Here is a 23,184-nt window from a genome sequence, read left to right as displayed (position 1 = left end):
GAACCTACCCAGGAGCGTTCTGTATCACCGCAGGCCGGGCTATACGCGTACGAGCTTGTCGAAGAGCCGCGCCAGCTCGATGTCGGGGTCGGCGGTGAGCCCCGCGTGCACCGGCCCCGCCTGGACGATCGTGCTGCGCGGCGCGGTCAGCCAGCGGAACCGGCCGCCGAGCGACTCGCGCGCGAGCGGTCCCGGACGCTCGCCGCAGGCCGCCTCGTACGCGCCGAGCGCCCGCCGCACCCCTTCCACGTCGGCGCTCGGGTCGAGGGCCCGCAGCCGCTCGGGGTCGAGCTGGACCTTGGCGCACAGGTAGCCGCGCGGCTGGCAGTAGAGCAGCACGCCGGCGTTGATCTGCTCGCCCCGCTCGACCTTCGGCACCACGCGGATCACCGCGTACTCGTAGACGTCTCTGCTCACTGGGTCCTGCCCTCCCGCCAGAACGCGCCGACGGAGCCGGGGCCCGTCGTCCTGCGCTCCTTCTGCTCGCCGGCCGTCAGCCACGCGCGCGGCCCGTGCGCCCGCCGCAGGAGATGGTCGACGTACGCCGCGCGCACGCCGTCGGGGGAGTCGAAGCCCGGCTCGCCTGCCAGCCACTCGTCCGGCACCAGGGCCGTCACCGTCTCCAGCAGCTCGCGGTCGATGCGGCCGGCCAGGTCGGCGCCCGCCGCGTCCACGTCGCCGGCGAAGGGGGCGAGCACGTGGTCGCCCGCGTCGAACGGCCGCTGCGGGTCGGCGGTGCGCCAGTTGTGGTGGAACCACAGGGCGGCGCCGTGGTCGATCAGCCACGTGTCGCGGTGCCAGACGAGCAGGTTGGGGTTGCGCCAGCTGCGGTCGACGTTGTGGATCAGGCCGTCGAACCACACCACCCTGGCGGCGAACACCGGGTCGGGCGCCCAGGCCAGCGGGTCGAACCCGAGGGCGCCCGGCAGGAAGTCGACCGCGAGGTTGAGCCCGGCGCTGGCCTTGAGGAGGTCCTGCACCTCCTCGTCCGGCTCTCTGACGCCGAGCTGCGGGTCGAGGTCGATGAGCTTGAGCTCGGGGGTCTTGAAGCCGAGGCGGCGGGCCAGCTCGGCGGCGATGATCTCGGCCACCAGCACCCGCCGGCCCTGACCGGCCTCGCGGAACTTGACGACGTACGTGCCGAGGTCGTCGGCCTCGACCACGCCGGGCAGCGACCCGCCCTCCCGCAGCGGAGTGACGTAACGGGTGGCTGCGATCTTTTCCAGCACGAGATGAGGCTATCGCCCCGGAACCGCCGCTCAGCACGTCTTGCGGGCTCCAGCGCGGCGCAGGACATCCGGGCTCCCGCGCGGCGAGTGCCATCCGGGCTCCCGCGCGGCGCGCTCACATCTTCGCGATGACCTCTTCGGCGAAGCGCTCCATGGTGGCGATCTTGAGGTCGAGCGTGCCCGCGCCGTACCGGGACTTCTCCTCGTCCGTCGCGAGCCACCACGGCGCGGCCAGCGTGCCCGTCACGCCCTTGGCGGCGAAGCGGCGGTAGGTCTCGGCGTCGGGGAGCACCGCGAGCGGCGCGATCACCTCGAAGCCGTCGGCGGATCTGCCGTTCGCCTCCAGGTGGCCGCGCAGCGCGGCGAGCACCTCGTCGAGCTGCTCCTCGGTGTAGATGCGGTTGCCGATCCAGCCGTCGCCGAGCCGGGCCGCGCGGCGCAGTGCCGCCTCGCTGTCGCCGCCGACGTACACGGGGATCGGATGCTCCGGCGTGGGGGAGATCGACAGCGGCGGGAGCCCGTCGAGGGCCACCGTCGCGCCCGACCAGAGCGCGCGCAGCGTCGGCAGCATGGCGTCCAGGCGCTTGCCGCGCGTGTGGAAGTCCTGCCCCGTGGCGACGAACTCCTCCTTGCACCAGCCCACTCCGACACCGAACGCCACCCGCTCGTGCGACAGCACCGCCGCCGTGGAGACCTGCTTGGCCACGGTGAACAGGTCGCGGGCCGGGGCGACGTAGACGTTCGGGGCGAAACGCAGCGTGCTGGTGACCGCGGCCATCGCGCCGATCGTCACCCACACGTCGGGCCAGTGCGTACGCGCATCCCACCGGGGCCGTCCCGACCGCGAGTACGGGTACGGCGAGGCGAAGTCGGCGTAGAAGAGGTGGTCGGAGAGCGTCAGCGTGTCGAAGCCGCACCGCTCGGCCGCCCGCGCCAGCTCCGTGAACTCGCCGGTGCCGGAGAAGGAGGCGCCCAGCCAGAATCTCATCGAAACTCCGGGGCGACCTTGGTGGCGAACAGCTCCAAGTTGCGCTTGACCGTGTCGAGCGGCAGCACGCCCTGCTGGCCCTGCATGTAGAGGCCGAACCACTCCAGGTCGGGCATCCGGTCGAGCATGCGCTGGATGCCGCGCTTGACGTCGTCGGGCGTGCCGAACAGCGCCATCTCGACGTCCCTCATGCGCTTGGCGTCGCCCTTTTCCGGCGAGATCGGCTTGTGCCCGTCGTCCTCCTGCTTGCGCAGCACCTCCAGGTAGCCGAAGGGGCCGAAGAAGGCGGCGAAGTCCTTGGGGATGCTGCGGCCGAAGGTGGCGATGGCCTGCTCGGTGGTGTCGCCGATGCCGACGATCTTGAGGATGCCGGTGTGCTCGCCCAGCTTGTAGTGGCGGCCGTGCTTGGCGGACTCCTCCTGGTAGAGCCGGGCCTTCTTGGCGTGTTCGTCGGGGTCGGGGGTGAACATCCACGGCAGGATGTCCTCCTGCGCCGCCCTGATGACCGACCGGTCGGAGATCGTGAACGGCTGCCACAGCTCGGGGTGCGGCTGCTGGTAGGGCCGGGGGCAGACGGAGACGGCGCGGACGACGCCGTTCTCGTCCAGCTCGCCGGGCGCGCCGAACGTGCGGGTCCACTCCTGGGCGGGCCAGCCCTCGATGCCCTCGTACGGGTAGGGCACCTGGTAGTCGAGCACGTCCGACTTGTAGCGGAGCGTCTCCTGAGTCCAGGCCATCTTCATGATCTTCAGGACCTCGCCGAAGACGTCGAAGTTCCGCGTGTCGCCGGCCGAGCCGTCGGAACGGGCGGCGGCGGCCTGCCAGCGCTGGCCGAGCACGTTCATCCAGCGGTTCTGGTAGCCCCGCGCCACGCCCAGCCGCAGCCGTCCCTTGCTGAACTGGTCGAGCAGCGCGACGTCCTCGGCCGCCCTGATGGGGTCCCAGGCGGGCAGGACGAGGCCGAGCGGGGCGAGCAGGATGCGCTCGGTCCGCGCGGCGAGGTCGGTGAGGAACATCAGCGGGTTGACCGAGAACTCCATGCCCTCGGAGTGGAAGTGGTGCTCGGTCATCATCAGCGCGTCGAACCCGATCCGGTCGGCGTGCACGGCGATCTCGCGTACCTCGTGCAGCAGCCGCTGGTACGACTCGGTGTCGCGGCCGATCGGGCGCCTGGCCTTGGCGTTCTCCTCGGCCGCGTAACCCGAGCCCGGTATCTGCGGATTCAGGAAGATGGAAAACTTCACCGGCGCACCCCTCTCCGCCTCTTAGCGGGACGTCCTTCGCAAGGTACTCTGGAAATCTCAACCGAGCAATCGCTTGGTTTGCGGATGTGAGGTGTCATGAAGCTCGGCGTCACGATGTTCGCGACCGACCTGGCCATGCCGGTGCAGGAGCTGGCCAGGGCGGCGGAGGAACGCGGGTTCGACTCGCTCTACCTGCCCGAGCACACCCACATACCCGTCTCGCGGCGCACGCCGTACCCGGGCGCGGCGGACGGCGAGCTGCCCGAGGAGTACAAGCGCACGCTCGATCCGCTCGTCGCCCTGTCCTTCGCCGCCGCCGCGACCACCCGGCTGCGCCTCGGCACCGGCATCCTGCTCGCCGCCCAGCGCGACCCCATCGTCACCGCCAAGGCCATCGCCACACTCGACCTGCTCTCCGGCGGCCGCGTCGTGGTCGGCGTCGGCTTCGGCTGGAACGCCGAGGAGATCGAGAACCACGGCGTCCCGTACCGGCGGCGGCGCGAGATCGCCCGGCGTCACGTCCTGGCCATGCAGGCGCTCTGGCGCGATGAGGTGGCCTCCTTCGAGGGCGCCGAGCCGGCCTGGTCCTGGCCCAAACCGCTCGCCATGCCGCCCGTCTATGTCGGGGGCGCGGCGGGGCCGAAGCTCTTCGCCCACGTCGCCGAGTACGCCGACGGCTGGATGCCCATCGGCGGGCGCGGCATCAAGGCGGCGCTGCCCGCCCTGCGGGAGGCGTGCGAGAAGGCCGGGCGGCCGATGGCGAAGGTGATTCCGTTCGCGACCCTGCCCACCCGCGAGAAGCTCGACTACTTCGCCGGGCTGGGCGTCGAGGAGGCGGTCGCCACGCTGCCCAGCGGCCCCGCCGACCAGGTGCTGCCCGTTCTCGACCGGTACGCCGCACTGCTCCCGTAGCTTCTTCTGGCCGCATGTTCGCTGCGGCCAGGCATAATGGCGGTATATGTCCGAGCTACGTGCCGACGACCCCCGGCAGTTGGGGTCCTACCGGCTGACACGCAGGCTCGGTCAGGGTGGCCAAGGTGTGGTCTACCTCGGCGAATCCCCGCAAGGTCAGCAGGTCGCCATCAAGCTGCTGCACGCCAGCCTCTCCGGCACGCCGGACGCGCGCCGCCGCTTCCTCAGCGAGATCGAGGCGGTACGCCGGGTCGCCGCGTTCTGCACGGCCCAGCTCCTCGACGCCGACCTCGAAGGCACCAGGCCCTACCTGGTGAGCGAATACATCGAAGGCCCCTCGCTGCGCGAGCACGTCGAAACCGAGGGGCCGCGCACGGGCGGCTCGCTCGAACGCCTGGCCATCGGCACCGCCACCGCGCTCGTCGCCATCCACCGCGCCGGCGTCGTGCACCGCGACTTCAAACCGGGCAACGTGCTGCTCGGCATCGACGGGCCCCGCGTCATCGACTTCGGCGTGTCCCGGCTCGTCGACACCGCCGTCACCACCAGCCACATGCCCCTGGGCACGCCCGCGTACATGGCTCCCGAGCGCATGAAGGGCGAACCCGCCGGACCGCCCGCCGACATGTGGGCCTGGGCGCTCACCGTCGCCTACACCGCCAGCGGGCGGCACGCGTACACCGCCGAGACCCACAACGAGGTGCTGGCCCGCGTCCTCTACGGCAAGCCCGACCTCGGCGACCTCGACGGGCGGCTGCGCGAGATCGTCGAAGCCTGCCTGGCCGTCGAGCCCACCGACCGGCCCGACGCCGAAGAGGTGCTGCGCCTGCTGCTCGGGCAGGAGGCCGTCGCCGGCGGGGACGTGCTCACGACCGGCGCCATGGCCGCCGTCGGCGGCAAGGCACTCGGCACGCTGGTACGCCCCGCCACCGCCGTCACCCGCGCCCCCGACGCCGTCGTCGGGATCGGCGCGTCCGAGGCCGAGCCCGGCGTCATCACCGACCCCGACCCCACCACCAGCTTCCCCGCCATCACCCCCGGCCAGGTGGCCGACGCCGACGCCGGTGACCGGCGGCGGCGCGTGCGCCCCTGGCAGGTGGCCGTCGCGTTCGCCGGCCTCCTCATGGGCGTCGCCGGGCTCGTGCTCTACCTGCGCGGCGTCCAGGGCCCGGGGCTGGCCGGCGACTGGACCGGCTCCGCCGAGCACTTCACCGCCGGACGCGTCTTTCCCGTCGAACTCGTCCTCGACGACGACGGCGCCGGGCGCATGCGCTGGGGAGCCGACCTGCACTGCACGGGACGGCTCGTCCCCGAGGGCGGCGGCATGGTCTTCACGCTCCGGGACGTCTCCGGGCGCGAGTGCTACCCCGGCACGCTCCGCATGTTCCCCACCTCCGATGTGAACCAGATGGACATCAAGGTCAACCGCCCAGGTAAGGACGAAGTGACGTATTTCGGCAGGGTCGCGCGTACGTCCTGACCGGCTGTGTCACGGTCCGGATGCGATTGCCCTGCGCACCGTTGACTGTTCGCGGCCCGTTGCCTTCAGTAGGAGGCAGAAGGTGGCGGCGAGGGGAGGCGGCCCCGTGCCAACGGCGCAGCCGCTCAGAACGGGGGACCCTCGGAGACTCGGCGACTACGAGCTCACCGGGCGGCTGGGCGAGGGTGGCCAGGGGGCGGTGTTCCTCGGTTCCAGGGGCGGTCAGAGGTACGCGGTCAAGCTCCTGCACGGGCCCGTCGGCGACGAACGGGCGGCGTTCCTGCGGGAGGTCGAGCTGGCCAAACACGTGGCCAGGTTCTGCACCGCGCAGGTGATCGACGCCGGGTTCGACGAGGGACGGGCGTACATCGTCAGCGAGTACGTCGACGGGCACTCCCTGCACCGCGAAGTCATGCTCACCGGGCCCCGCAGCGGCGGCGCGCTCGAACGCCTCGCCGTCGGCACCGCCACCGCGCTCGTCGCCATCCACCGCGCGGGCATCGTCCACCGCGACTTCAAGCCCCAGAACGTGCTGCTCGGACCCGACGGGCCGCGCGTCATCGACTTCGGCCTGGCCAGGCTGCTCGACGCCGCCGCCACCCTCAGCGGGCGCGGGGTCGGGACGCCCGCGTACATGGCGCCCGAGCAGATCACCGCCTCCGCCGTCACCGGCGCCGCCGACGTCTTCTCCTGGGGCGCCACCATGTGCTTCGCGGCCAACGCCACCGCGCCCTTCGGCCAGGACTCCGTGGCGCCCGTCTTGCACCGCATCCTCACCGCGCCGCCCGAACTCGGGCTCCTCGACGGCCGGTTGCGCACGCTCGTCGCCGCCTGCCTGGAGAAAGACGCCCGTAACCGGCCGACCAGCCGGGAGCTGCTGTTCGAGTTACTGGGGGAGGCGCCGAGGGAGGTGTCGGCCGACGTGCCGGCGGAGGTGCTGCGCTCACCCCCGCCGCCCGTCCTCCGCACGCCTCCCGCTGTGGAGCCCCTGGCGCCCGGGCCGCGTACGGCGGGGGAGGGAGCCGGGCCCGCCGACGCCTCGCCGCCTGCGGAGCCCGCCTCGTCGTGGGGTGCGCCGTCGGCCGAGCCCGCCTCGCCTCTCGCCGAACCCGAGGCGACCGGCACACCCGACGCCTACCACCTCCCGCCCACCACCGACCAGCCCATCGATCACCCTGCTCCTCCCGGAGCCGCGGACCCGCACGCCGGCCACCTCGGCTCCTCCGACCCGCAATACGGCCACCTCGGCTCCTCCGACCCGCATGCCGCCCGTCCCGGCTCTGCCGACTCGCAAGCGGCTCGGCCCGGCTTCTCCGATCCCCGCGCCGGCCGATTCGGGACCTCGGGCTCCTCCTCCCCTTGGGTCGACCATCCCGGAACCTTCGGCACCTCCGACCCATGGGCCGCCGGCCGCCCGTCGGATTCCGGTACGCCCGACCCTGGGGATGCCGGCAGCGCTGCGGATTTTGGAGCGTTCGATCCGTGGGCCGCGAGACGTGGCAGGGACTTCGGCACCGCCTCCGACCTCCGTTCGGCTCATGCCCGCTCACCGATCGCACCCGGTGGGGCCTTACCTCCCGGGGACGGCGCGCTGGGCGGTGACGAGCTTTGGGCCGCCGCGGAGGGTTCGGGCGGCGGAGAGCGTACGAACCGGCGGGGTTGGCCGCGGGCGGCGATGGCCGTGTGCGCGGCGCTGCTGGTGACCGCCGTCGTGCTGCTCGTCGTGATCGTCCCCGCGATGACCCGTACCCCCGCGGGACAGGCAGGTCCGCAGGCGGCCGGCCCGCTCGCCTCGCCGCCGCCCACCACGCCTTCACCCGAGCGCAAGTCGCGAACCGCCACGCCCTCACCGACGAAGGAAACGGAGAGGAAGCAGGTCGAGGGGGCCAGGCGGCCCGCGTACGACCAGCCCTCGGCCGTACGCCCGCCGACGGCGACGGTCCCGTCCCTGGTCGGTCTGAGCAGGGAAGCCGCCGCCAAGGCCGTCCAGCGCGCTGGCCTCGCCGTGGGACGCGTCACCAAGCAGGACTCACCTCGAACGATCGGCCAGGTGCTCTCCAGCACCCCCGCCGCCGGCACCGTCGTGGACCGAGGCAGCACGGTGTCCCTGCGGGTGTCGGCAGGATTGCCCGTGCCTGCGGTGGCGGGCAGGCGGCGCGCCGTCGCCGAAGCGGCCCTGATCGACGCGGGCCTGAAGGTCGGCTCCGTCACCCGGGCCTGCTCTGAGGCACCGGAGGGCACGGTGCTGACCACCCGCCCCAAGGCGGGCCGCCGCGTCGAGGGAGGCACGGCGGTGGCGCTCACGATCTCCCGGCACGGCGCCGCCGTGCCGCCGGTCGTCGGCCGCCCCCGCGACGCCGCCCGCGCCACCCTGGACGCGGCCGGCTTCTCGGTGGTGACGAAGGAACAATCGGTGGACGACGAGTCCCAGGCCGGCATGGTGCTGGCACAGAGCGTCAAGCCGGAGACGTGCGCGAAGCCCGGCAGCCAGGTCGTCATCACGATCGGCGAGCCCGCCCAGACCGGCCCCGACCCCGGCGAATCCCTCGAACCTCCGACCGACCTCTCCGAACCCGACTGACCTCGGCCCACACGGAAGTTCCGTGGAGCCGGCGCGCTCGCCTCATGCACCGCTGCGCCAGGGCAGGTGGCTCACGCCTCCTGCAGGGCGGTGCTGGCGTTCGCCTCTTGCGGCGGCCGCGTTGTGCGGGGTGGGGCCGCGTCTCGTGGTTCCGTACGGGGGCGGGCCCAGGCGTGTGGCTGTCGTCCTTGGGCAGGTGGGGCGTATGAAGGCATTCCTGAAGCTTCTGGTGGCCCGCCGCCTGGCGGCGACCCCTCTCGGCCTGGCCATTCTGGGCGCCGGTTGGATCCTCGGGCGACGCCGCAAGCGCCGCCGCGCCGAGCGCGAGGGGCGGCAGCCCGTGCCGCAGTACGGCCGTACCGCGCAGGAGGCCGCACGGGCCGGACGCCCTTGAACCCGCACTACTGGCACGGGCCGGACGCCCTTGAACCCGCACTACTGATCGCCCGCACCCCCGCCCCGGCACCCTCGTAACCCGCCCCACGAGGTCACACGCGCAGTACGGTGACCGGTCGGCCGGACGGCGTGACCGCCTCCTCGAACGCGCCTCGCTCCGGCCACGGCGGTGCTTCGGGGCGGCGGTCGAAGATGACGAGTTTGCCGGTGGGGAGGGTGAGCCGGTCGAGGTAGCGGTCGAGCTGGGCCAGGCCCTCGGGCAGCGGGTCGTTCTCGCCCGCCCGCCAGACCTTGAGCTCCATGGCCTCGCGCTGCATGAGCCGTTCGCCGTCCGGCCCCTGGTAGGGCCGGCGAATAAGCTGCGCGGGTTCGCGCGGACGAACCGCTCGGTGCGGTCGCCCAGCACCCGGAGAGGACCTCCCGGTAGATGGGGTTGGCGATCTCCAGCGTTCGGGTGTCGCGGATGAGGCCCAGGTCGTGGACGTAGGAGACGGCATGGTCGAAGGCGCTGTCCAGGCCGGGAGCCGCGCCGGCCACGATGGGCTCGATCACGCGCTCGACCCGGGGCTCGTGCAGGCGGGCGACGAGCGAGTCGAGGTGGGTGGCGCGGGCCCGGATCAGCCGCTCCTTGGCATCTTCCACATGGGCGGTGGTGACGGTGCCCTTCAGCCCCATCTCGTGCACGCATTCGTGGGCGAGCGCGTTGACCAGCCACGGCTGGCCCTGGGTCAGCTCGAACACCCGATCAACCGCGTCTTTGGTGAACTCCTGCCCGGTCGCCTCGGTGTGCTGGTCGTACAGCTCGGCGATCTGGTCGGCGGTGAAGTCGCCCATGCGCAGCGATTTGGCGATGATGTCGAACGGACTCGCCGGGTTGACCCGGTCGGGGTCACTGCCGGATGCGACCTTGTAATCCCGCACGTCCCGCAGTCCGCACAGCACGATCGATGCGGGGAAAGGGTGGCGCTCCGGACGCGCGTTGTGGCCGTCGCGGAGCTGGCTGAGGATACTGACCATGCTGTTGCCCTGAAGGGCGTCGAATTCGTCCAGGAACAGCACCACCCGGCGCGGGCAGCGGCGGCACCAGGCGCTCAATGCCGCGCCGAACTGAGCGCCAGGAGGGCTCGACGGCCAGGGATCCGGTGGGAGTCACTTCTTCGGCCACCCCGAGCGATTGGCGGCTTCACGCAGGGCGTTGAGCAGCAGGGACTCTGCGGCGGCGTAGTTGTCACCCACCGCCTCGGCGACTTCGCAGGAGACCATCAGGGCGGCGGTGTCGCCCTCGGCGGTCAGCTCGGCGGCGAGGGTGCGCAGCGACGTGGTCTTGCCGGTCTGCCGAGGGGCGTGCAGGACGAAGTAGCGGTCCATCTCGATAAGCGTGCGGGCCTCGGGGATGCGCGGCACAGGAGGAAGCATGTAGTGGAGTGCCGGGTCGCATGGCCCGGTGGTATTGAAATACTTCGCCCGGGGTAGTCGCATGGTCACATTCTGCCAACAGCTCAGGTCGGGCGGGGTGGATTCCGCTTCCGGCGGAGCGGTCAGTGGTTGCGGCGGTTGCGTTTTCTGGTGGGGCGGTTTCCGCTGCCTGGGCCGGTGCCGGGGATGAGGCGGAGCGGGCGATGGCGGGCGGCGCGCAGCGGCTCGGCGACCAGGACGCGCATTTCCTCCAGGCCGACCGTGTCGTGGTGGCCGGCGTCGAGTACGGCGGTCACCAGGTCGTACGCCTCCCGCCCCGCCATCACCTTGAGCTGCTCGATCAGGGGCTGAGGGCCGCCGAGCTCCAGCAGGGTGAGGAAGTTCTCGGCGACGAGCAGCAGGTGCTCGCCGTGCCCGATCGCGGACGGGTCGAGTTCGCCGACGTCCACGAGGTAGGTGAGGGCGGCGGGGCCGAGTACGGGGTCGCGGCGCAGGCCGTGGAGGAGGGCACGGCCGTCGGGCAGGGCTTCGGCGAGCATGTTGAGCATGGCCGCGGCGCGGGTGCGGAACGGGCACTCGCGTACAGCCTGCAACAACGGCTCGATGCCGTGACCCGGCTGGGCCAGCCAGCCGTGGAGTTCGGCGGCGGCGTCGTACGGCGGGTAGTGCTGGGTGAGTACGCCGAGCAGCTCGGCGGCGGAGGCGCCGGCCAGTTCGCCGATCAGCGGGGCGTCGCGGCCGTCGGCCAGCAGGCGTTCGCGTACGGCGCGCTGCCCGAGTGGGGTGAGCCTGGCCAGCAGCAGGTCGGGCTCGGCGAGGCGGGCGCGCAGGCGTTCTGCGGCATCGGGCGGCAGCCCCTGACCGTCGTCATCGATGTAGTCGTCGTGGTCGAGGTCGCTGAGGTAGAGCTCGTCGGCCGGGCCGCGGGTCAGCTCGACGGCGCCCAGGTCGGCGAGGACGTCGAAGGCGCGGGCCAGGTCCTCGGCGAGTCTTCGCCGGGTCTCCATCAGGTCATCGGTGGGCTTCCGTCCGTCGTTCCAGCCGGTGGGGATGCGGTGGTGGTGTTTTCTGCAGGTCAGCCACACCGTTTCCGCGAGGCGGGCCACCGGCATGTCGTCCATGCCGTACAGGGTGTTGAGGAGCCCGGTGAGGAGGTCGGGGAAGAAGAGCGTGAAGGGCGAGGCGGTGGTGCGGCGGATGACGAACGGGCCGAGCGAGGGGAGCGCGTGGAAGGCGCGCCGCCACAGGCCCTCGGGGTCGCGCAGCAGCGGGGCGGTCCTGGCGACCGCGTGCAGGCGGCCCTCGGCGGCACGGACCAGCCGCAGCCGCCTGGCCCAGGCGAGGAGGAGGGCGAGCTGGGGGAGGTCGGCGCTGGAGCGGGCCTGCCCGGCGTCCTCGCCGGTGCCGAGCAGGGCGGTCAGCTCGCGGGCCGCGTCGGCGGGCAGGTCGCCGGTCCCGGTGAGCGCTCGGCCGTCCTCGCCGGCCCAGGTCGTGAGCGCGATGAGGCGTTCGACCGTGGGGCTGCGCGCGGCGGCGGCGGTGAGGTCGGCGGCGGGCGGCAGCGCGATGGGCGGCTGGAGGTGGGCGCGCGGCTCGGCCGGGTCGCGTGCGAAGCCGAGGGGGCCTGGCCTGGTGAGGTGGCCGAGCGCGGCACGGTACTCGGGGGTGGCGCGGGCGATGGCGAGGTCGGCTTCGGCCGGGGTGGCGCCGCGGGGGTCGCGCAGGCCGGTGGCGGTGAGGTAGCCGAGGTAGGTGCGCAGGGTGTCCGGGGCGATGTCGAGGATCTCGCGCGGGGCGACGACGTAGCGGGGGATCCAGCCCAGCAGGTAGCGGCGGATCTGCTTTTCGTCCCAGTACGCGAGCCGCCCGTCGCGGCTGTGGTGCCGGGCGTCGATGGCGGCGCCGACGAGCAGCTCGTCCGCCGGGCGGTCGTGCTCGCCGGCCCAGGTGAGGCAGCGCCGCACCAGCACGGCCTTGGCCGCCTCGAATTCCTCGGCTTCCTCCGGCTCGAACCAGGTACGCACGACCGGACTCCCTGCGGGGTGCGATGGGTGGTCTGGCGTCCCAGTATCGCCGCTGAGACGTTTTCGCGAGGGCTGTTGTGCACAAGCGGTAAGGCGGTCGAGCCGTGCAGGCCCTCCGCGCTAGCCGGCCGTCGAGTCGTGCAGGCCCTTCGCGCGAGCGGGCCAGGCCGTGGAACCGTCACATGACAGCGGTCAGTACGCTCGGGCCGCTTCCAAGAGCGCGGCCCGTACCTGGTCCTCCGGCAGATCCATGGTCTTCACCGCGCCCCACTGCAGCGCCCCCAGCAGTGCCCAGCTCTTCAGCCTCGCCTCGGGGGTGGGGTCGGGGCCGGCGAGCTTGGCGTAGATCTCGTCCCTGAACGTCCTGATCGTGTGGCGTTCGGAGCCGGGCTCGGCGCCCGCGTCGTCGGCGGCGAGATCCTCCATGAACAGCCGGATGACCGATCGGTAGCGCACCGCGAACGTGACGAGCGCCTCGACGAACTCCTCCCTGCTGTCGTACGGGGTGTCGAGCAGCGTCAGCATGTCGGCCGCGACCGGGTCGAGGAGTTCGGCGGCCAGGCGGTCCTTGGGGTGGAAGTGGTAGGCGACGGCCGTCTTGGTGAGGCCGACGGCTGCCGCGATGTCGGCCAGGGAGGTCGCCGCGTAGCCGCGTTCTGCGAAGAGCTCTCTGGCGGCGGCCAGGATCCGCGATCGGGTGTCGTCGGCTGTGGTCATCGTCTCATTTCCCTGCCGGAGACGGCCTAGGGGAAATCCGTCCCCTTATCGTATGTCCTGTACGATCGTACAGGACGGCCGTCGAGTGGGGGCTGAGCGATGACACGGTTGCTGGGACGGCTGGGCGGCTGGTGCGCACGGCACGGCTGGATCGTGCTCGTGACCTGGGTGATCGCCGCCGCGGCGCTGATGGGAGGCAACCTCGCCTTCCCCAGCCCGACCAACAACGACGCCAGCATCCCCGGCACCGACGCGCAGCGCGCCCACGACCTGATGAAGACGGGCTTCGGCGCGGGGTACGCCGCGGGCGGCACCGTCCAGCTCCTCGTCTACTCGCCCGGCGGCTCGCTGATGGAGGACGAGCGCAAAGAGGCCGTGGAGCGGGCGGTCGACCGCCTGCGCACGCAGCCGCACGTCTCCTCCGTGGAGAGCCCGTTCAGGATGGGCGGCATCTCGTCCAACCTGCAGATCGGCCTCATCACCATCCGGCTTGAGGGCAACGACTCCGACAAGATCGCTCAGACCACCCAGGAGCTGTCCAAGGCGGCGGACCCGGCGCGGGAGGCCGGGCTCGAAGTGGTGCCCGCCGACGCCTCGAACCCGGCCGACAAGGAGATCAAGACAGGGCCCAGCGAGGTCATCGGCGTGCTGTGCGCGCTGGTGGTGCTGGTGTTCGCGTTCGGCACGCTGGTCGCCGCCATCATCCCGATCTTCGCCGCGCTGATCAGCGTGGCCTCGGGGCTGGGTGTCATCGGCCTGCTCGGCTGGGTCGTGGACATGCCGAAGCAGGCCGGGATCATGGCCACGATGATCGGCCTCGGCGTCGGCATCGACTACGCGCTGTTCCTGCTGTCGCGGCACCGGAGGCTGCTCGCGCAGGGCGTCCCCGTGGTGGAGTCGGTACGCAGGACCGTCTCCAGCTCCGGCGGCGCGGTGGTGTTCGCGGGCGGCACGGTGATCATCGCGTTGAGCGCGCTGATGCTGGCCGGGTTCCCGCTGCTAGCCACGCTCGGCTGGGTGACCGGCATCTCGGTCGTGGCCGCCGTGCTGACCTCGATCACGCTGGTGCCGGCTCTGCTCGGCCTGCTCGGCCACCGGATCAACGCGCTCAAGGTGCCGTTCCTGCGCGGCTCGGGCTCCGCCGGCTCCGGCTGGGCGGGGCTCGGCTCGTGGGTGGCGCGCATGCCGTGGCGGGTGCTGGTGGCCAGCGCGTTCGTGCTCGGCGCGCTCGCCGCGCCCGCGCTGGGGCTGAAGCTGGGCCCCATCGACGAGGGCTACGGCGACAAGGGCTCGGAGTCGCGCCGGGCGTACGAGCTGATGGCGACCGGCTTCGGCCCCGGCTTCAACGGCCCGCTCATCGTGGTCGCCGAGCTGCCGGAGAAGGTGCCGGACGCCAAGGACCCGCTGGTCAAGGACGTCGTCCGCGAGGTGGAGGACGTCGAGGGCGTCAAGTACGTCAGCGACCCCAAGGTCAACGAGGACGGCCGGTCGGTGCTGGTGCAGGCCATCCCCGAGTACGCGCCCAGCGACGAGCGCACCGCCGAGGTCGTCAGGGACGTCCGCGCGATCGACCTGCCGGGCGTGCAGGTGCACGTGGGCGGCAAGGTCGCGGGCCTGACCGACGCGGGCGACCGGATGACCGAGCGCACCCCGCTGGTCATCGGCGTCGTGGTGGGGCTCAGCGCGCTGCTGTTGCTGCTGGCCTTCCGCGCGCCCGTCGTGGCGATCAAGGCGGCGGTGATGAACCTGGTGTCGCTCGGCGCCGCGTTCGGCGCGCTGGCGCTGGTGTTCTCGTTCGGGCTCGGCACCGGGCTCGTCGGCATGGACCCGCCGGCCAGCTCCTCGTACGTGCAGACGATCTTCTTCTCGGTGCCCATCGAGAGCTACGTGCCGCTGATGCTGTTCGCGGTGCTGTTCGGGCTGTCGATGGACTACGAGGTGTTCCTGCTGACGGCGGTGCGGCAGTCGTACCTGCGGCACGGGGACAACGCGCGGGCGGTGGCCGAGGGGCTCGGCTCGACCGGGCGGGTCATCACGTCGGCGGCGCTGATCATGGTGGCGGTGTTCACGGCGTTCATCGCCTACCCGGACTCGCTGGTCAAGACGTTCGGCGTGGGCCTCGCGGTGGCGATCGCGGTGGACGCCACGATCATCCGCGGGTTCCTGGTGCCGGCCACGATGGTGCTGCTCGGCCGGCTCAACTGGTGGTGCCCGCGCTGGCTCGACCGGCTGCTGCCGAACCTGTCGGTGGAGGGCCACGAGGAGGACGACGAGGAGCCGGTGGCCGAGCGGCGCGAGCCGGTCACGACGGGCGTTTGAGCCTCAGTCGAAGTCCAGCAGGTCGCAGGCGGGCACCCAGCCGATGACGCCGGTGGTGGCGTTGTGTCCGTGGTGCCAGAGCGTGGTCTCGTACGGGCCGCACCGGTACGGCTCGTGCTCCTCCTCGCGGTTGGATGCGAACCCCTCGCCGGGCCGGCCGAGCCCGTGGGGCCGCGCCCCCGCCCTCGGCTCGGACCAGATGACGACCTCGGGGGCGGCGAAGTCGTACACGGGCCTGGCGCTGGAGGGCAGCGTGAGCAAAGCGGTCAGAGCCGCGGATCCGAAGTCCACGCACTGACAGTAGCGGGACTGTCGCTCACCGTTCCAGCGGCTTGCCGTGGCGTCGCCAGGTGAGGAAGCCGCCGTCCAGCGGGCGGGCCGAGCGGCCGTGATCGCGCAGCACGCGTACGGCCTCGGGCGAGACCACGCAGTACGGCCCGCCGCAGTAGGCCACGATCTCCGCCGATGCCGGCAGCTCGTCCAGCCGCTCGCGCAGCTCGGCCATGGGCACCGAGATCGCCCCTGGGACGTGCCCGGCCGCGTAGTCGGCGGCCGAGCGTACGTCGAGGACGACCGTGCCGGGGTCGGACAGCCGCGAGGCGAGCTCGTCGGCCGTCACGCCCTCCAGGTCGCCGAGCCGATCGCGGACGGCGGAGCGCAGGTCGGCCAGCCGCTCGCCGGCGAACGCCTCGAACGCGCCGAGGAAGCGCGAGACGCTCTCGTCGGCCAGCCGGTAGTAGATCCGCGTGCCCTCGCGGCGGCTGGTGACCAGGTTGGCCGCGCGCAGCTGCTGGAGCTGCGCCGAGGTGTTCTTCAGTGGCACGCCGGCCGCCCGCGCCAGCTCCTCGACCGTGCGCTCGCGCTGGTCGAGGACGTCGAGCAGGTGCAGCCTGACAGGGCTCGCCAGGACCTTGCCGACGCGGGCGAGCTGCTCGTAGATCGGCTCTTCTGCGAACATCAGACCATGTACTGGTCGTGGCGCAGGTAGACGTCGGTCCACTCCTCGGGGGTGAGCTGCCGGCCGCTGGCGGCGATCTCGGCCAGCTCTTCGAAGTAGCCCTCCCGCGGCGCGCCCGGCGTGAACAGGATGAGCATCGAGGCCGGCTCGCCCGACTCGTTGCGGAAGGCGTGGATGCCGCCCTCCGGCACGAACAGGAAGTCGCCCGGCTTGCCGTCCACCCACCTGTCGCCGTTGTACAGCTTGATCGTGCCCGACAGCACGTAGAACGACTCGGTCATCGTGCGGTGGAAGTGCGGGTCGGGGCCCGACGGCTTGCCGCTCATCTCCCAGCGGTAAAGGCCGTACGCACCGTTCGTGCTGCCGCCGGTGGCGAGGTAGTGCACCTTGGTGCCGCCCTCACCGCCGATGATCAGGTCGGGCGCCTGGCCGGCGAGCTTCACCACACCACTGGCCTCGCCGTGTTCGCCGAGGTAACGGGGCTCGGGGTAGGACATCAACGCCTCCTCTAGTGTTCTAAGGAAGCTTAGAATAACGCGGGCGGTTGGCCGGCCTGCCGAGCTGTTCGGCCTCGCCGGTCTTCGGGCCCGGCGGCACCGGTCCCGCTCCGGCGTCGATGACCGCGCGCAGGTCGCGTAACGGCCCCTGCTGAGCTGGTCGGGCGTGTTCAGGCTCTTGGCGAGCCGGAGCGGCGGTTCCGCCCGCCGGGCGCCCGTCCGGCTCCGCCGCGCGGCGCCCGGTTCAGAAGGTGATCACGGTACGCGCCACCGCGCCCTCGCGGACGTGGGTGATCGCCTCGTTGATCCGTTCGAGCGGTAGCCGCTCGCTGATCAGGCCGTTGAGGTCGAGCCGGCCGCGTACGTACTGCTCGGCCAGCATGGGCAGGTCGCGGTGCGGCGAGGCGTCGCCGCCCTGGGTGCCCATGAGGCGGCGGGAGGCGAACAGCAGGCCGGTGTCCAGCTCCATCGGGTGGCCTCGGGGACGACGGCGTACTCGGCGAACGAGCCGATGCCGATGAACCTGCGCACCTCGGTGCCGTCCATGGTGACGCGGGGCAGGCCGCCCATGATGATCGGCAGGCGGCCGGGGCTCGCGCAGAGGTGGAAGCGTCCCGCCTGGCAGGGGCCGCAGCGGCCGCAGGGGCCGTTCATGGCGATGATGACGGGGTCGCCAGGCTCGCCGGCGCTCTCCACCGCGCCCGCGCTCTCGTGGCCGAGGATGAACGGCAGGCGGCCGGCCACGGGGCTCTTGCCGTCGATGGCCTTGAGGTCGGAGCCGCACACGCCGGACGCCTTGACGCGCACCCGCACCTCGCCTGGGCCCGGGGCGGCGATCTCGACCTCGCGCAGCTCCAGAGGGGCGTGGAACTCGGTCACACGGCCGCGCGCATCCGCATGCGCCACACGGTAATCGCGCCCACTCCTGCGAGCAAGCGGTTGCTCGGTGTGCCCATTGGCGGCCCTGGCAGCCGTATCCGCGCTGACCTGCGGCTGGGCGTTCGCCGCCGGGCCGCCCGCGGCGTTCCGCGACGACCCGGTGGTCAGGGCCGCCTACCTGGGATGATCGGCCCTCAGGAGCGGCGCTCGGTGAAGTCGAGGATGCGCCGCCAGGCGTCCTGGCAGGCATCGGCCCACTCCGCGTACGAGCGGTCGAAGAAGGAGTGCGGCGCGCCCTCGTACACGTGCTTCTCGTACGGGGTGCCGACCCGGTCGAGCGCGGCCTCGTACGCGGCGAACTGCTCCGGCGTCGAGACCGTGTCGGCGCCGCCCAGCAGCATCAGCAGCGGCGCGCCGGGACCCGACTCCGGCGGGCCGATGAAGCGCAGGGCGCCGTAGAAGCCGATGCCGCCCGCCAGGCCGTTGCCCTCGGCGGCCTGCCGCCACGACTGGGCCCCGCCCAGGCAGAAGCCCACCGTGAACACCGGGCCGTCCAGGGCCTGCGTGGCCGCCAGCGCGTCGGCCCTGACGTGGTCGTTGGTGAGCTTGCCGACGTGCGGGCCGAAGTCGAAGTCGTCGCCGCGGTCGCCGATGCCCGCCGTACGGCCGAAGTAGTCGATCGCGATCGTCTTGAAGCCCGCCTCGGCGAAGCGCACCGCGAGGTCGCGGTAGTACGGGTGCAGGCCGCGGACGTCCGGCAGGATCACCATGCTCCGCCCGTTCGGCTGCGCCGGCTCGGCGCGGTAGGCGAGGAAGCGGTTGCCGTCGGCGGCCGTCAGCTCGATCTGCTCGTGCGCCGACACCTCGCCCTGCACGGGCGGGGCCGGCGGCCTGCTGTCAGTGGAGTGGCACATGATCTACAGAATGCCCGAGCGCCGCCGCCGGATGCCGCACCACCCCAGGCCCCGCGCGCGGGCGTCTCGCCGAACGGCGGGATCGCGGCCGGTAATCGCCGCCGCGTGGCGGTTGTGCGGCGATGGCCCGCGCACCCACCATCGAAGGACCGGTAACACCCGCCCGTGGAAGGACAAGCCCATGGCGCATCACCCCAACCTGGACCCCGAGCTGCGTGCCGGGGTCGAGCAGGCCGCGCAGATGGCGGAGATCGACCTCGCCTCGCTGTCGTACGAGGCGCTGGCCGAGCACCGGGCGCAGCTCAACGCCATGCTGGCTGCGGCGCCCCGGCCCGACACCACGGTCTCCATCGAGGACAGGCTCGTCCCCGGCCCCGCCGGCGCGCCGGACGTCCGGCTGCGCGTCTACCGGCCGGCCGAGGCGGCCGAGAACCGGCCCGCGCTCTACTGGATCCACGGCGGCGGCATGATCATCGGCAAGCCGGAGATGGACGATGGGATCATCGTCGAGTACGTCGAGCGGCTCGGCCTGGTCGCCGTCTCCGTCGACTACCGGCTCGCGCCCGAGCACCCGCACCCCGCGCCCGTCGAGGACTGCTACGCCGGCCTGGCCTGGACCGTCAAGAACGCCGCCGAGCTGGGCATCGACCCGTCCAGGGTGGCGGTGGGCGGGGCCAGCGCGGGTGGGGGGCTGGCCGCCGCCACCGTGCTGCTCGCCAGGGACCGCGGCGGCCCCGACGTGGCCTTCCAGCTCCTGGTCTGCCCCATGCTCGACGACCGCAACGTCACGCCGTCCAGCCACGAGTTCACCGACGCCGTGGTGTGGCCCAGGTCGGCCAACCTCTACGGGTGGAAGGCGCTGCTCGGCGACCGGATGGGCACCGACGACGTGCCCCCGTACGCCGCGCCCGCCCGCGCCACCGACCTGTCCGGGCTGCCGCCCGCGTTCGTGGACGTGGGGGAGCTGGAGGTCTTCAGGGACGAGTGCATCGGCTACGCCCAGCGGCTGGCCCAGGCCGGGGTCTCGACCGAGTTCCACCTGTATCCGGGGGCGTTCCACGGCTTCGACATGATGGTGCCCGACGCCGGGCTGAGCAGGCGGGCGCGGGCGGCCAGGGAGGCCGCGCTCCAGCGCGCCTTCGGCATCTGAGATCATTCCTTCGTGCGAGGGCACCCGCCTGGTGTGGGGCGGGTGCCCTCGCCTTTTTCTGACGTTCCGGAAATGGCGGGCTTTCGGCGCACATAGGGATAGGTGTCCGTGTCAATCGTCTGCTGAGGAGATATGCCATGGGGACCGCCCGTGGATGACGAGCGGCTGGCCAGATTCGAGGCCGTCTATGAGCTGGCCTACGGCAGGATCACCGCCTACGCCGTACGCCGCTGCGACTCCCCGCAGGACGCCGCCGACGTGGTGGCGGAGACCTTCACCATCGCCTGGCGGCGGGTGGCCGAGCTGCCGGAGGGCGAGGAGGCCGTCCTGTGGCTGTACGGGGTCGCGCGCAAGGTGCTGGCCAACCACTTCCGCGGTGACAACCGGCGCAGGGCGCGCACGGCCGAGCTCGACGCCGAACTGGCCGATCTGTACGGGCACTCCCCGGACACCGAGGTCGAGCTGGACGCGATCCGGCGGGCGTTCATGAGCCTGCCCGACGACGACAGGGAGCTGCTGTCCCTGGTCGCCTGGGAGGAGCTGGAGCGCGAGGAGATCGCCAAGGCGCTGGGGCTGTCGCGCAACGCCGTACGGATCAGGCTGTACCGGGCCCGCAGGAGGCTGTCGCGTGCACTCGCCGCCGGCGGCGTGCACGTGGCCGCACCCGGCCGCCGCCCGGCTCCGGCCATGGCTTCTGCGGAGGGGGCCGCTGTGGAGGGATCGCAGGGAGGAGCGCTGTGAGGAACGTCGACGAGATCGAGGCGATCAAGCCGCTGGCCCGGATCGCGCCCGGTGGCTCGGGTGGTGAGCCGTCCGGCGCGGGGGCACGGGCGCTGCTGGCCGAGATCACCGCGCAGGAGCCGGATGCGAGGCCGCACAGGGCGCGGCGTCTTCCGCTCAAGCGGCCGGTGTTCGGGCTGGCCGCCGCCGTCGCGCTCGCGGCCGGCGCCGTCGTGGCCCCGATCGTGCTGGGGGACCGCGCGCCCAGCTCGTACGCCGTGGAGATGGACGACGGGATGGTGACGATCCGGATCCGCGACTTCGACGACGCGGCCGGGCTTGAGCGGCGGCTGCGCGAGCTGAACGTCCCCGCGATGGTGGACTTCGTCCCCCAGGGCATGATGTGCAGGGAACCGCGCGGAAAGATGGTGGAGAACATCCCCCGCGGCCTCTACAGCCTGCCGGAGAACATTCCGGGCGAGCGGGACGGCTGGCAGATGCGCATCAACACGAGACTGTTCGGCCCCGGCCAGACGTTCGTCTGGACGATCAGCGGCAAGGGCGGCACGACCACCACGCACCTGATGGAGGGGCCCATCGCGCCCTGCGAGCCCGTCCCCGCGCCGAAGCCGTCGATCATCACCGAGCCGGAGTTCCGCCTCGCGACCGCCGAGGGCCGCTCACTTGAGGGCCTGCGCGTGGACGAGAAGACCGTCGGCGAGGTCCTGCCCGAGCTGCGCAGACGCGGCAAGGAGGTGGTGTTCGCGATCATCAGCGTGCCCCCGGGGAACCCCGGCGGGTTCGGCATCGTCCGCACCCAGAAGGAGCCGGTCGGCGACCACTGGGTCGTCTGGGAGGCCGAGGAGAACGCCGAGGGGGTGATCCGCCTGCTCGTGACCGAGCGCCGCCTGGACAAGAACCCCGTCTACGGCGGCCCCCGGGATGCCGTCATCAACGACTGACCGGCCGCGCCGGCCCCGGCGTTCACAGCAGGTGGCCGCCGGGGCCGGCGGCTCAGACCGGCGAGGCGCCGGGGCGGTGGTGGCCGGCTCCGGTGTTGGCGAGCAGGCGCAGGAGTGCCAGGGCCAGGTGGGCGCGCAGCCGTCCGGACGGCTCCGCGGGCGAGAAGCCCAGCACGCTCTCCGCCCGCGCCACCCGGGCGGCCAGCGAGCTGTGGTGCAGGTGCAGGGCCGCGGCCGCGCCCCTGATCGAGCCCGCCTGGCACAGGGCGCGGATCGCCTGGAGCGACTCATCGCTGAGGCGGGACATCGCGCGTACGTCGTCCAGCTCGGCGATCGCCTGCGCGGGCAGGTCGGCGAAGAGCGCCAGCGCGCCCAGCTCCGACCAGCGGATCACCCGGTCGTGGGGGCCGGTGAAGCGCAGCGCCGTACGGGCTCCCGCCCACGACTCGGCCGCCCGCGCGCCGGGCAGCTCGGGCCCCACCCCCACCCGGGCGCTGCCGCCGGCCGCCGTGAGCGTCTCCAAGCGCAGGCCGAGCACATCCGGCCCCGCGCTTTGTGCGCCGGTGGGCGTCGTGACCTGGGGGACGGTGGGCGTGACCAAGACCGCCTGGATGTCGCCGATCGTGGCGGTGCGTACGTGGTGGCCCATCGCGCGCAGCCCGGCGGCGGGCCCCGCCTCCGCTTTGCGGGAGTGTTCTCCCTCCGGGGCAGGGAGCGCGACCGCCAGGGCGTGGAGCGGCGCGGCCGGGTCGAAGCCGAGCAGGCGCAGCGCGCGGGCCCGCTCGGCGTCGCCGGTCTCGGCCGACAGCACCAGCTCGACCAGCGCCGGATCCTGGCCCGCGCGCACGAGTGCGGCGGCACGTTCCAAGGTGACCTCGGCCGCGGCGGCGTAGCGTTCGAGCACGATCTCGTCGAGCCCGTGCGGCGGCCCCTCGCGCTCCATCCAGACGGCGCCGAGCCCGCAGGCGAGCCGCCGCACCGGGGCCTCGGCATCCGGTGCGGCGGCGCGGGAGTCGGTGCGGCCGTCGGGGGTGGCGCGGGTGCGGCGGCCGGTGGCCGCGTCGTACAGGCCGACCGGGCACTGCGTGAGCCGGGCCGTGGCCGTGATCAGCGTGGGCACGGTCACGTGGTCGCGCACGAGGGAGTCGAAGTAGGCGATGACCCGCACCGCGCTCTCGGCGTCGGCGTCGAGCGTGGACAGGCGCAGCAGCAGTCCCTGCACGATGCCCAGCGTAACCTGGCCAGATCACCAAGCGTGCGCTAGGTCGATTCCGTGGATCTCGCCTTCTCCCGGCCGAGCGGGACTTCCGCGCCGAGTTCGCGACTGGCTGAGCACCCACGTGCCGGGCCCGCTGCCGTCCATGGACACCCCCGAGGGCTTCGCCCGCCGGAGCACCGGAGGCGGAGACGTACCGGCTGCACACCTACGCGACCGCCCGCAGGATTGCCGCGCACTGCCCGCCCGCCGCGCTGCGCACCGAACGGCGGCCCGGATGGAAGCAGCTCGCCGGGCTCGGGTTCTTCGGCTCGCTGCTGCCGCCCGAGGACGGCGGGCTGGGCTGCGGCTCATCGACGTGCTGCCCGCGCTGGAGGAGACCGGGCGGGCCTGCCTGCCCGGGCCGGTCGCGGAGACCGCGGCCGTGGCGGCGGCTCTGCGGGCGGGCACCGTGGCGACCGCCCGCGCCGCCGGTCGTGTGGTCCGGCCGCGCGCGCCGCCGGTCGTGTGGTCCGGCCGCGCGCGCCGCCGGGCGTCGTAGTCTCGCCGCGGGCCTGGCGCGGATGAGACCTGTCTGGGCGC

24 protein-coding genes are annotated in these 23,184 nt (G+C 72.7%); 9 read left to right on the top strand and 15 right to left on the bottom strand.

What is annotated here, in order from left to right; all coding sequences use genetic code 11:
• Positions 1–39 precede the first annotated feature (39 nt).
• The 4 genes from AB0K67_RS38245 to AB0K67_RS38230 form a co-directional block, all read right to left on the bottom strand.
• Positions 40–417: a DUF3037 domain-containing protein gene (locus AB0K67_RS38245; protein ID WP_364069916.1), complete on the bottom strand. Its 378-nt coding sequence runs from the start codon at positions 415–417 to the stop codon at positions 40–42.
• Entirely contained in the window at positions 414–1,229 is an 816-nt protein-coding gene (locus tag AB0K67_RS38240; RefSeq protein WP_364069914.1) for a HipA family kinase, read from the bottom strand. Before AB0K67_RS38240 ends, AB0K67_RS38245 begins: the two co-directional genes overlap by 4 nt.
• Positions 1,230–1,344: 115 nt before the next feature.
• Positions 1,345–2,217 (bottom strand): TIGR03619 family F420-dependent LLM class oxidoreductase, encoded by an 873-nt coding sequence (locus tag AB0K67_RS38235; RefSeq protein WP_364069912.1) that lies wholly within the window; start codon positions 2,215–2,217, stop codon positions 1,345–1,347.
• Positions 2,214–3,461, bottom strand: coding sequence for an LLM class flavin-dependent oxidoreductase (locus AB0K67_RS38230; protein WP_364069910.1), 1,248 nt, complete (start codon positions 3,459–3,461; stop codon positions 2,214–2,216). The genes AB0K67_RS38235 and AB0K67_RS38230 overlap by 4 nt, the downstream gene beginning before the upstream one ends.
• Positions 3,462–3,557: 96 nt before the next feature.
• On the opposite strand from AB0K67_RS38230, the gene AB0K67_RS38225 reads away from it, so the two are divergent.
• The 4 genes from AB0K67_RS38225 (at position 3,558) to AB0K67_RS38210 (ending at position 8,828) form a co-directional block, all read left to right on the top strand.
• Positions 3,558–4,373 (top strand): TIGR03619 family F420-dependent LLM class oxidoreductase, encoded by an 816-nt coding sequence (locus AB0K67_RS38225; RefSeq protein ID WP_364069908.1) that lies wholly within the window; start codon positions 3,558–3,560, stop codon positions 4,371–4,373.
• A gap of 46 nt (positions 4,374–4,419) precedes the next feature.
• The gene (locus AB0K67_RS38220) at positions 4,420–5,853 is read left to right on the top strand and encodes a serine/threonine-protein kinase (RefSeq protein ID WP_364069906.1); all 1,434 of its coding nucleotides are present in this window, start codon (positions 4,420–4,422) and stop codon (positions 5,851–5,853) included.
• Between the two features lie 106 nt (positions 5,854–5,959).
• Complete coding sequence (locus AB0K67_RS38215; protein WP_364069904.1) at positions 5,960–8,434, top strand: PASTA domain-containing protein; 2,475 nt, start codon at positions 5,960–5,962, stop codon at positions 8,432–8,434.
• Between the two features lie 205 nt (positions 8,435–8,639).
• The gene (locus AB0K67_RS38210; protein WP_364069902.1) at positions 8,640–8,828 is read left to right on the top strand and encodes a DUF6203 family protein; all 189 of its coding nucleotides are present in this window, start codon (positions 8,640–8,642) and stop codon (positions 8,826–8,828) included.
• A gap of 41 nt (positions 8,829–8,869) precedes the next feature.
• Here AB0K67_RS38210 and AB0K67_RS38205 read toward each other — a convergent pair whose 3' ends face one another.
• The 4 genes from AB0K67_RS38205 to AB0K67_RS38190 form a co-directional block, all read right to left on the bottom strand.
• A complete protein-coding gene (locus AB0K67_RS38205; RefSeq protein ID WP_364069900.1) occupies positions 8,870–9,892 on the bottom strand; it encodes a hypothetical protein in 1,023 nt (340 codons plus the stop codon).
• An 87-nt stretch (positions 9,893–9,979) separates the two neighbouring features.
• Entirely contained in the window at positions 9,980–10,246 is a 267-nt protein-coding gene (locus tag AB0K67_RS38200; protein WP_364069898.1) for a hypothetical protein, read from the bottom strand.
• A 122-nt stretch (positions 10,247–10,368) separates the two neighbouring features.
• Positions 10,369–12,270, bottom strand: coding sequence for a hypothetical protein (locus AB0K67_RS38195; protein ID WP_364069896.1), 1,902 nt, complete (start codon positions 12,268–12,270; stop codon positions 10,369–10,371).
• A 192-nt stretch (positions 12,271–12,462) separates the two neighbouring features.
• Positions 12,463–12,987: a TetR family transcriptional regulator gene (locus tag AB0K67_RS38190; protein WP_364069894.1), complete on the bottom strand. Its 525-nt coding sequence runs from the start codon at positions 12,985–12,987 to the stop codon at positions 12,463–12,465.
• A 99-nt stretch (positions 12,988–13,086) separates the two neighbouring features.
• Between AB0K67_RS38190 and AB0K67_RS38185 the strand changes: the two genes are divergently transcribed.
• A complete protein-coding gene (locus tag AB0K67_RS38185; RefSeq protein ID WP_364069892.1) occupies positions 13,087–15,306 on the top strand; it encodes an MMPL family transporter in 2,220 nt (739 codons plus the stop codon).
• Between the two features lie 3 nt (positions 15,307–15,309).
• Here the strand turns inward: AB0K67_RS38185 and AB0K67_RS38180 are convergent, their stop codons facing one another.
• The 6 genes from AB0K67_RS38180 to AB0K67_RS38155 form a co-directional block, all read right to left on the bottom strand.
• Positions 15,310–15,597 carry a hypothetical protein gene (locus AB0K67_RS38180; RefSeq protein ID WP_364069890.1) on the bottom strand — a complete coding sequence of 96 codons (288 nt, stop codon included), beginning with the start codon at positions 15,595–15,597 and terminating at the stop codon, positions 15,310–15,312.
• A 25-nt stretch (positions 15,598–15,622) separates the two neighbouring features.
• Positions 15,623–16,264 carry a metalloregulator ArsR/SmtB family transcription factor gene (locus tag AB0K67_RS38175; protein WP_364069888.1) on the bottom strand — a complete coding sequence of 214 codons (642 nt, stop codon included), beginning with the start codon at positions 16,262–16,264 and terminating at the stop codon, positions 15,623–15,625.
• Positions 16,264–16,761 (bottom strand): cupin domain-containing protein, encoded by a 498-nt coding sequence (locus AB0K67_RS38170; RefSeq protein ID WP_364069886.1) that lies wholly within the window; start codon positions 16,759–16,761, stop codon positions 16,264–16,266. Before AB0K67_RS38170 ends, AB0K67_RS38175 begins: the two co-directional genes overlap by 1 nt.
• A gap of 244 nt (positions 16,762–17,005) precedes the next feature.
• A complete protein-coding gene (locus tag AB0K67_RS38165; RefSeq protein WP_364069884.1) occupies positions 17,006–17,143 on the bottom strand; it encodes a hypothetical protein in 138 nt (45 codons plus the stop codon).
• Positions 17,095–17,640: an alcohol dehydrogenase catalytic domain-containing protein gene (locus AB0K67_RS38160; RefSeq protein WP_364069882.1), complete on the bottom strand. Its 546-nt coding sequence runs from the start codon at positions 17,638–17,640 to the stop codon at positions 17,095–17,097. The genes AB0K67_RS38165 and AB0K67_RS38160 overlap by 49 nt, the downstream gene beginning before the upstream one ends.
• Before the next feature lie 194 nt (positions 17,641–17,834).
• A complete protein-coding gene (locus AB0K67_RS38155) occupies positions 17,835–18,554 on the bottom strand; it encodes a dienelactone hydrolase family protein (protein WP_364069880.1) in 720 nt (239 codons plus the stop codon).
• A gap of 181 nt (positions 18,555–18,735) precedes the next feature.
• Here AB0K67_RS38155 and AB0K67_RS38150 point away from each other — a divergent pair, with 181 nt between their 5' ends.
• From AB0K67_RS38150 to AB0K67_RS38140, 3 genes are all read left to right on the top strand, one after another.
• Positions 18,736–19,704 carry an alpha/beta hydrolase gene (locus AB0K67_RS38150; RefSeq protein ID WP_364069878.1) on the top strand — a complete coding sequence of 323 codons (969 nt, stop codon included), beginning with the start codon at positions 18,736–18,738 and terminating at the stop codon, positions 19,702–19,704.
• 150 nt (positions 19,705–19,854) lie between these two features.
• Positions 19,855–20,445, top strand: a complete 591-nt coding sequence (locus AB0K67_RS38145; protein WP_364069876.1) for an RNA polymerase sigma factor — start codon at positions 19,855–19,857, stop codon at positions 20,443–20,445.
• Complete coding sequence (locus AB0K67_RS38140) at positions 20,442–21,386, top strand: hypothetical protein (RefSeq protein WP_364069874.1); 945 nt, start codon at positions 20,442–20,444, stop codon at positions 21,384–21,386. The genes AB0K67_RS38145 and AB0K67_RS38140 overlap by 4 nt, the downstream gene beginning before the upstream one ends.
• Before the next feature lie 52 nt (positions 21,387–21,438).
• Here AB0K67_RS38140 and AB0K67_RS38135 read toward each other — a convergent pair whose 3' ends face one another.
• The gene (locus AB0K67_RS38135) at positions 21,439–22,608 is read right to left on the bottom strand and encodes a helix-turn-helix domain-containing protein (RefSeq protein ID WP_364069872.1); all 1,170 of its coding nucleotides are present in this window, start codon (positions 22,606–22,608) and stop codon (positions 21,439–21,441) included.
• A gap of 271 nt (positions 22,609–22,879) precedes the next feature.
• Between AB0K67_RS38135 and AB0K67_RS38130 the strand changes: the two genes are divergently transcribed.
• Positions 22,880–23,143, top strand: a complete 264-nt coding sequence (locus tag AB0K67_RS38130; RefSeq protein WP_364069870.1) for a hypothetical protein — start codon at positions 22,880–22,882, stop codon at positions 23,141–23,143.
• Positions 23,144–23,184 lie beyond the last annotated feature (41 nt).

The organism is Nonomuraea sp. NPDC052634 (assembly GCF_040678535.1).
GTDB classification, from domain to species: Bacteria; Actinomycetota; Actinomycetes; order Streptosporangiales; family Streptosporangiaceae; genus Nonomuraea; species Nonomuraea fastidiosa.
Note: the sequence above shows the minus strand (reverse complement) of the source record. Positions and strands in the feature narration are given on the sequence as shown.

What these genes read in the sequence shown, in the direction of transcription:
- AB0K67_RS38150 (WP_364069878.1), top strand. Translation starts at nt 18,736, where the DNA reads ATGGCGCATCACCCCAACCTGGACCCCGAGCTGCGTGCCGGGGTCGAG.
- AB0K67_RS38185 (WP_364069892.1), top strand. Translation starts at nt 13,087, where the DNA reads ATGACACGGTTGCTGGGACGGCTGGGCGGCTGGTGCGCACGGCACGGC.
- AB0K67_RS38235 (WP_364069912.1), bottom strand. Translation starts at nt 2,217, where the DNA reads ATGAGATTCTGGCTGGGCGCCTCCTTCTCCGGCACCGGCGAGTTCACG.
- AB0K67_RS38175 (WP_364069888.1), bottom strand. Translation starts at nt 16,264, where the DNA reads ATGTTCGCAGAAGAGCCGATCTACGAGCAGCTCGCCCGCGTCGGCAAG.
- AB0K67_RS38220 (WP_364069906.1), top strand. Translation starts at nt 4,420, where the DNA reads ATGTCCGAGCTACGTGCCGACGACCCCCGGCAGTTGGGGTCCTACCGG.
- AB0K67_RS38200 (WP_364069898.1), bottom strand. Translation starts at nt 10,246, where the DNA reads ATGCTTCCTCCTGTGCCGCGCATCCCCGAGGCCCGCACGCTTATCGAG.
- AB0K67_RS38130 (WP_364069870.1), top strand. Translation starts at nt 22,880, where the DNA reads ATGGAAGCAGCTCGCCGGGCTCGGGTTCTTCGGCTCGCTGCTGCCGCC.
- AB0K67_RS38155 (WP_364069880.1), bottom strand. Translation starts at nt 18,554, where the DNA reads ATGTGCCACTCCACTGACAGCAGGCCGCCGGCCCCGCCCGTGCAGGGC.
- AB0K67_RS38225 (WP_364069908.1), top strand. Translation starts at nt 3,558, where the DNA reads ATGAAGCTCGGCGTCACGATGTTCGCGACCGACCTGGCCATGCCGGTG.
- AB0K67_RS38170 (WP_364069886.1), bottom strand. Translation starts at nt 16,761, where the DNA reads ATGTCCTACCCCGAGCCCCGTTACCTCGGCGAACACGGCGAGGCCAGT.
- AB0K67_RS38210 (WP_364069902.1), top strand. Translation starts at nt 8,640, where the DNA reads ATGAAGGCATTCCTGAAGCTTCTGGTGGCCCGCCGCCTGGCGGCGACC.
- AB0K67_RS38190 (WP_364069894.1), bottom strand. Translation starts at nt 12,987, where the DNA reads ATGACCACAGCCGACGACACCCGATCGCGGATCCTGGCCGCCGCCAGA.
- AB0K67_RS38165 (WP_364069884.1), bottom strand. Translation starts at nt 17,143, where the DNA reads ATGCTGGCCGAGCAGTACGTACGCGGCCGGCTCGACCTCAACGGCCTG.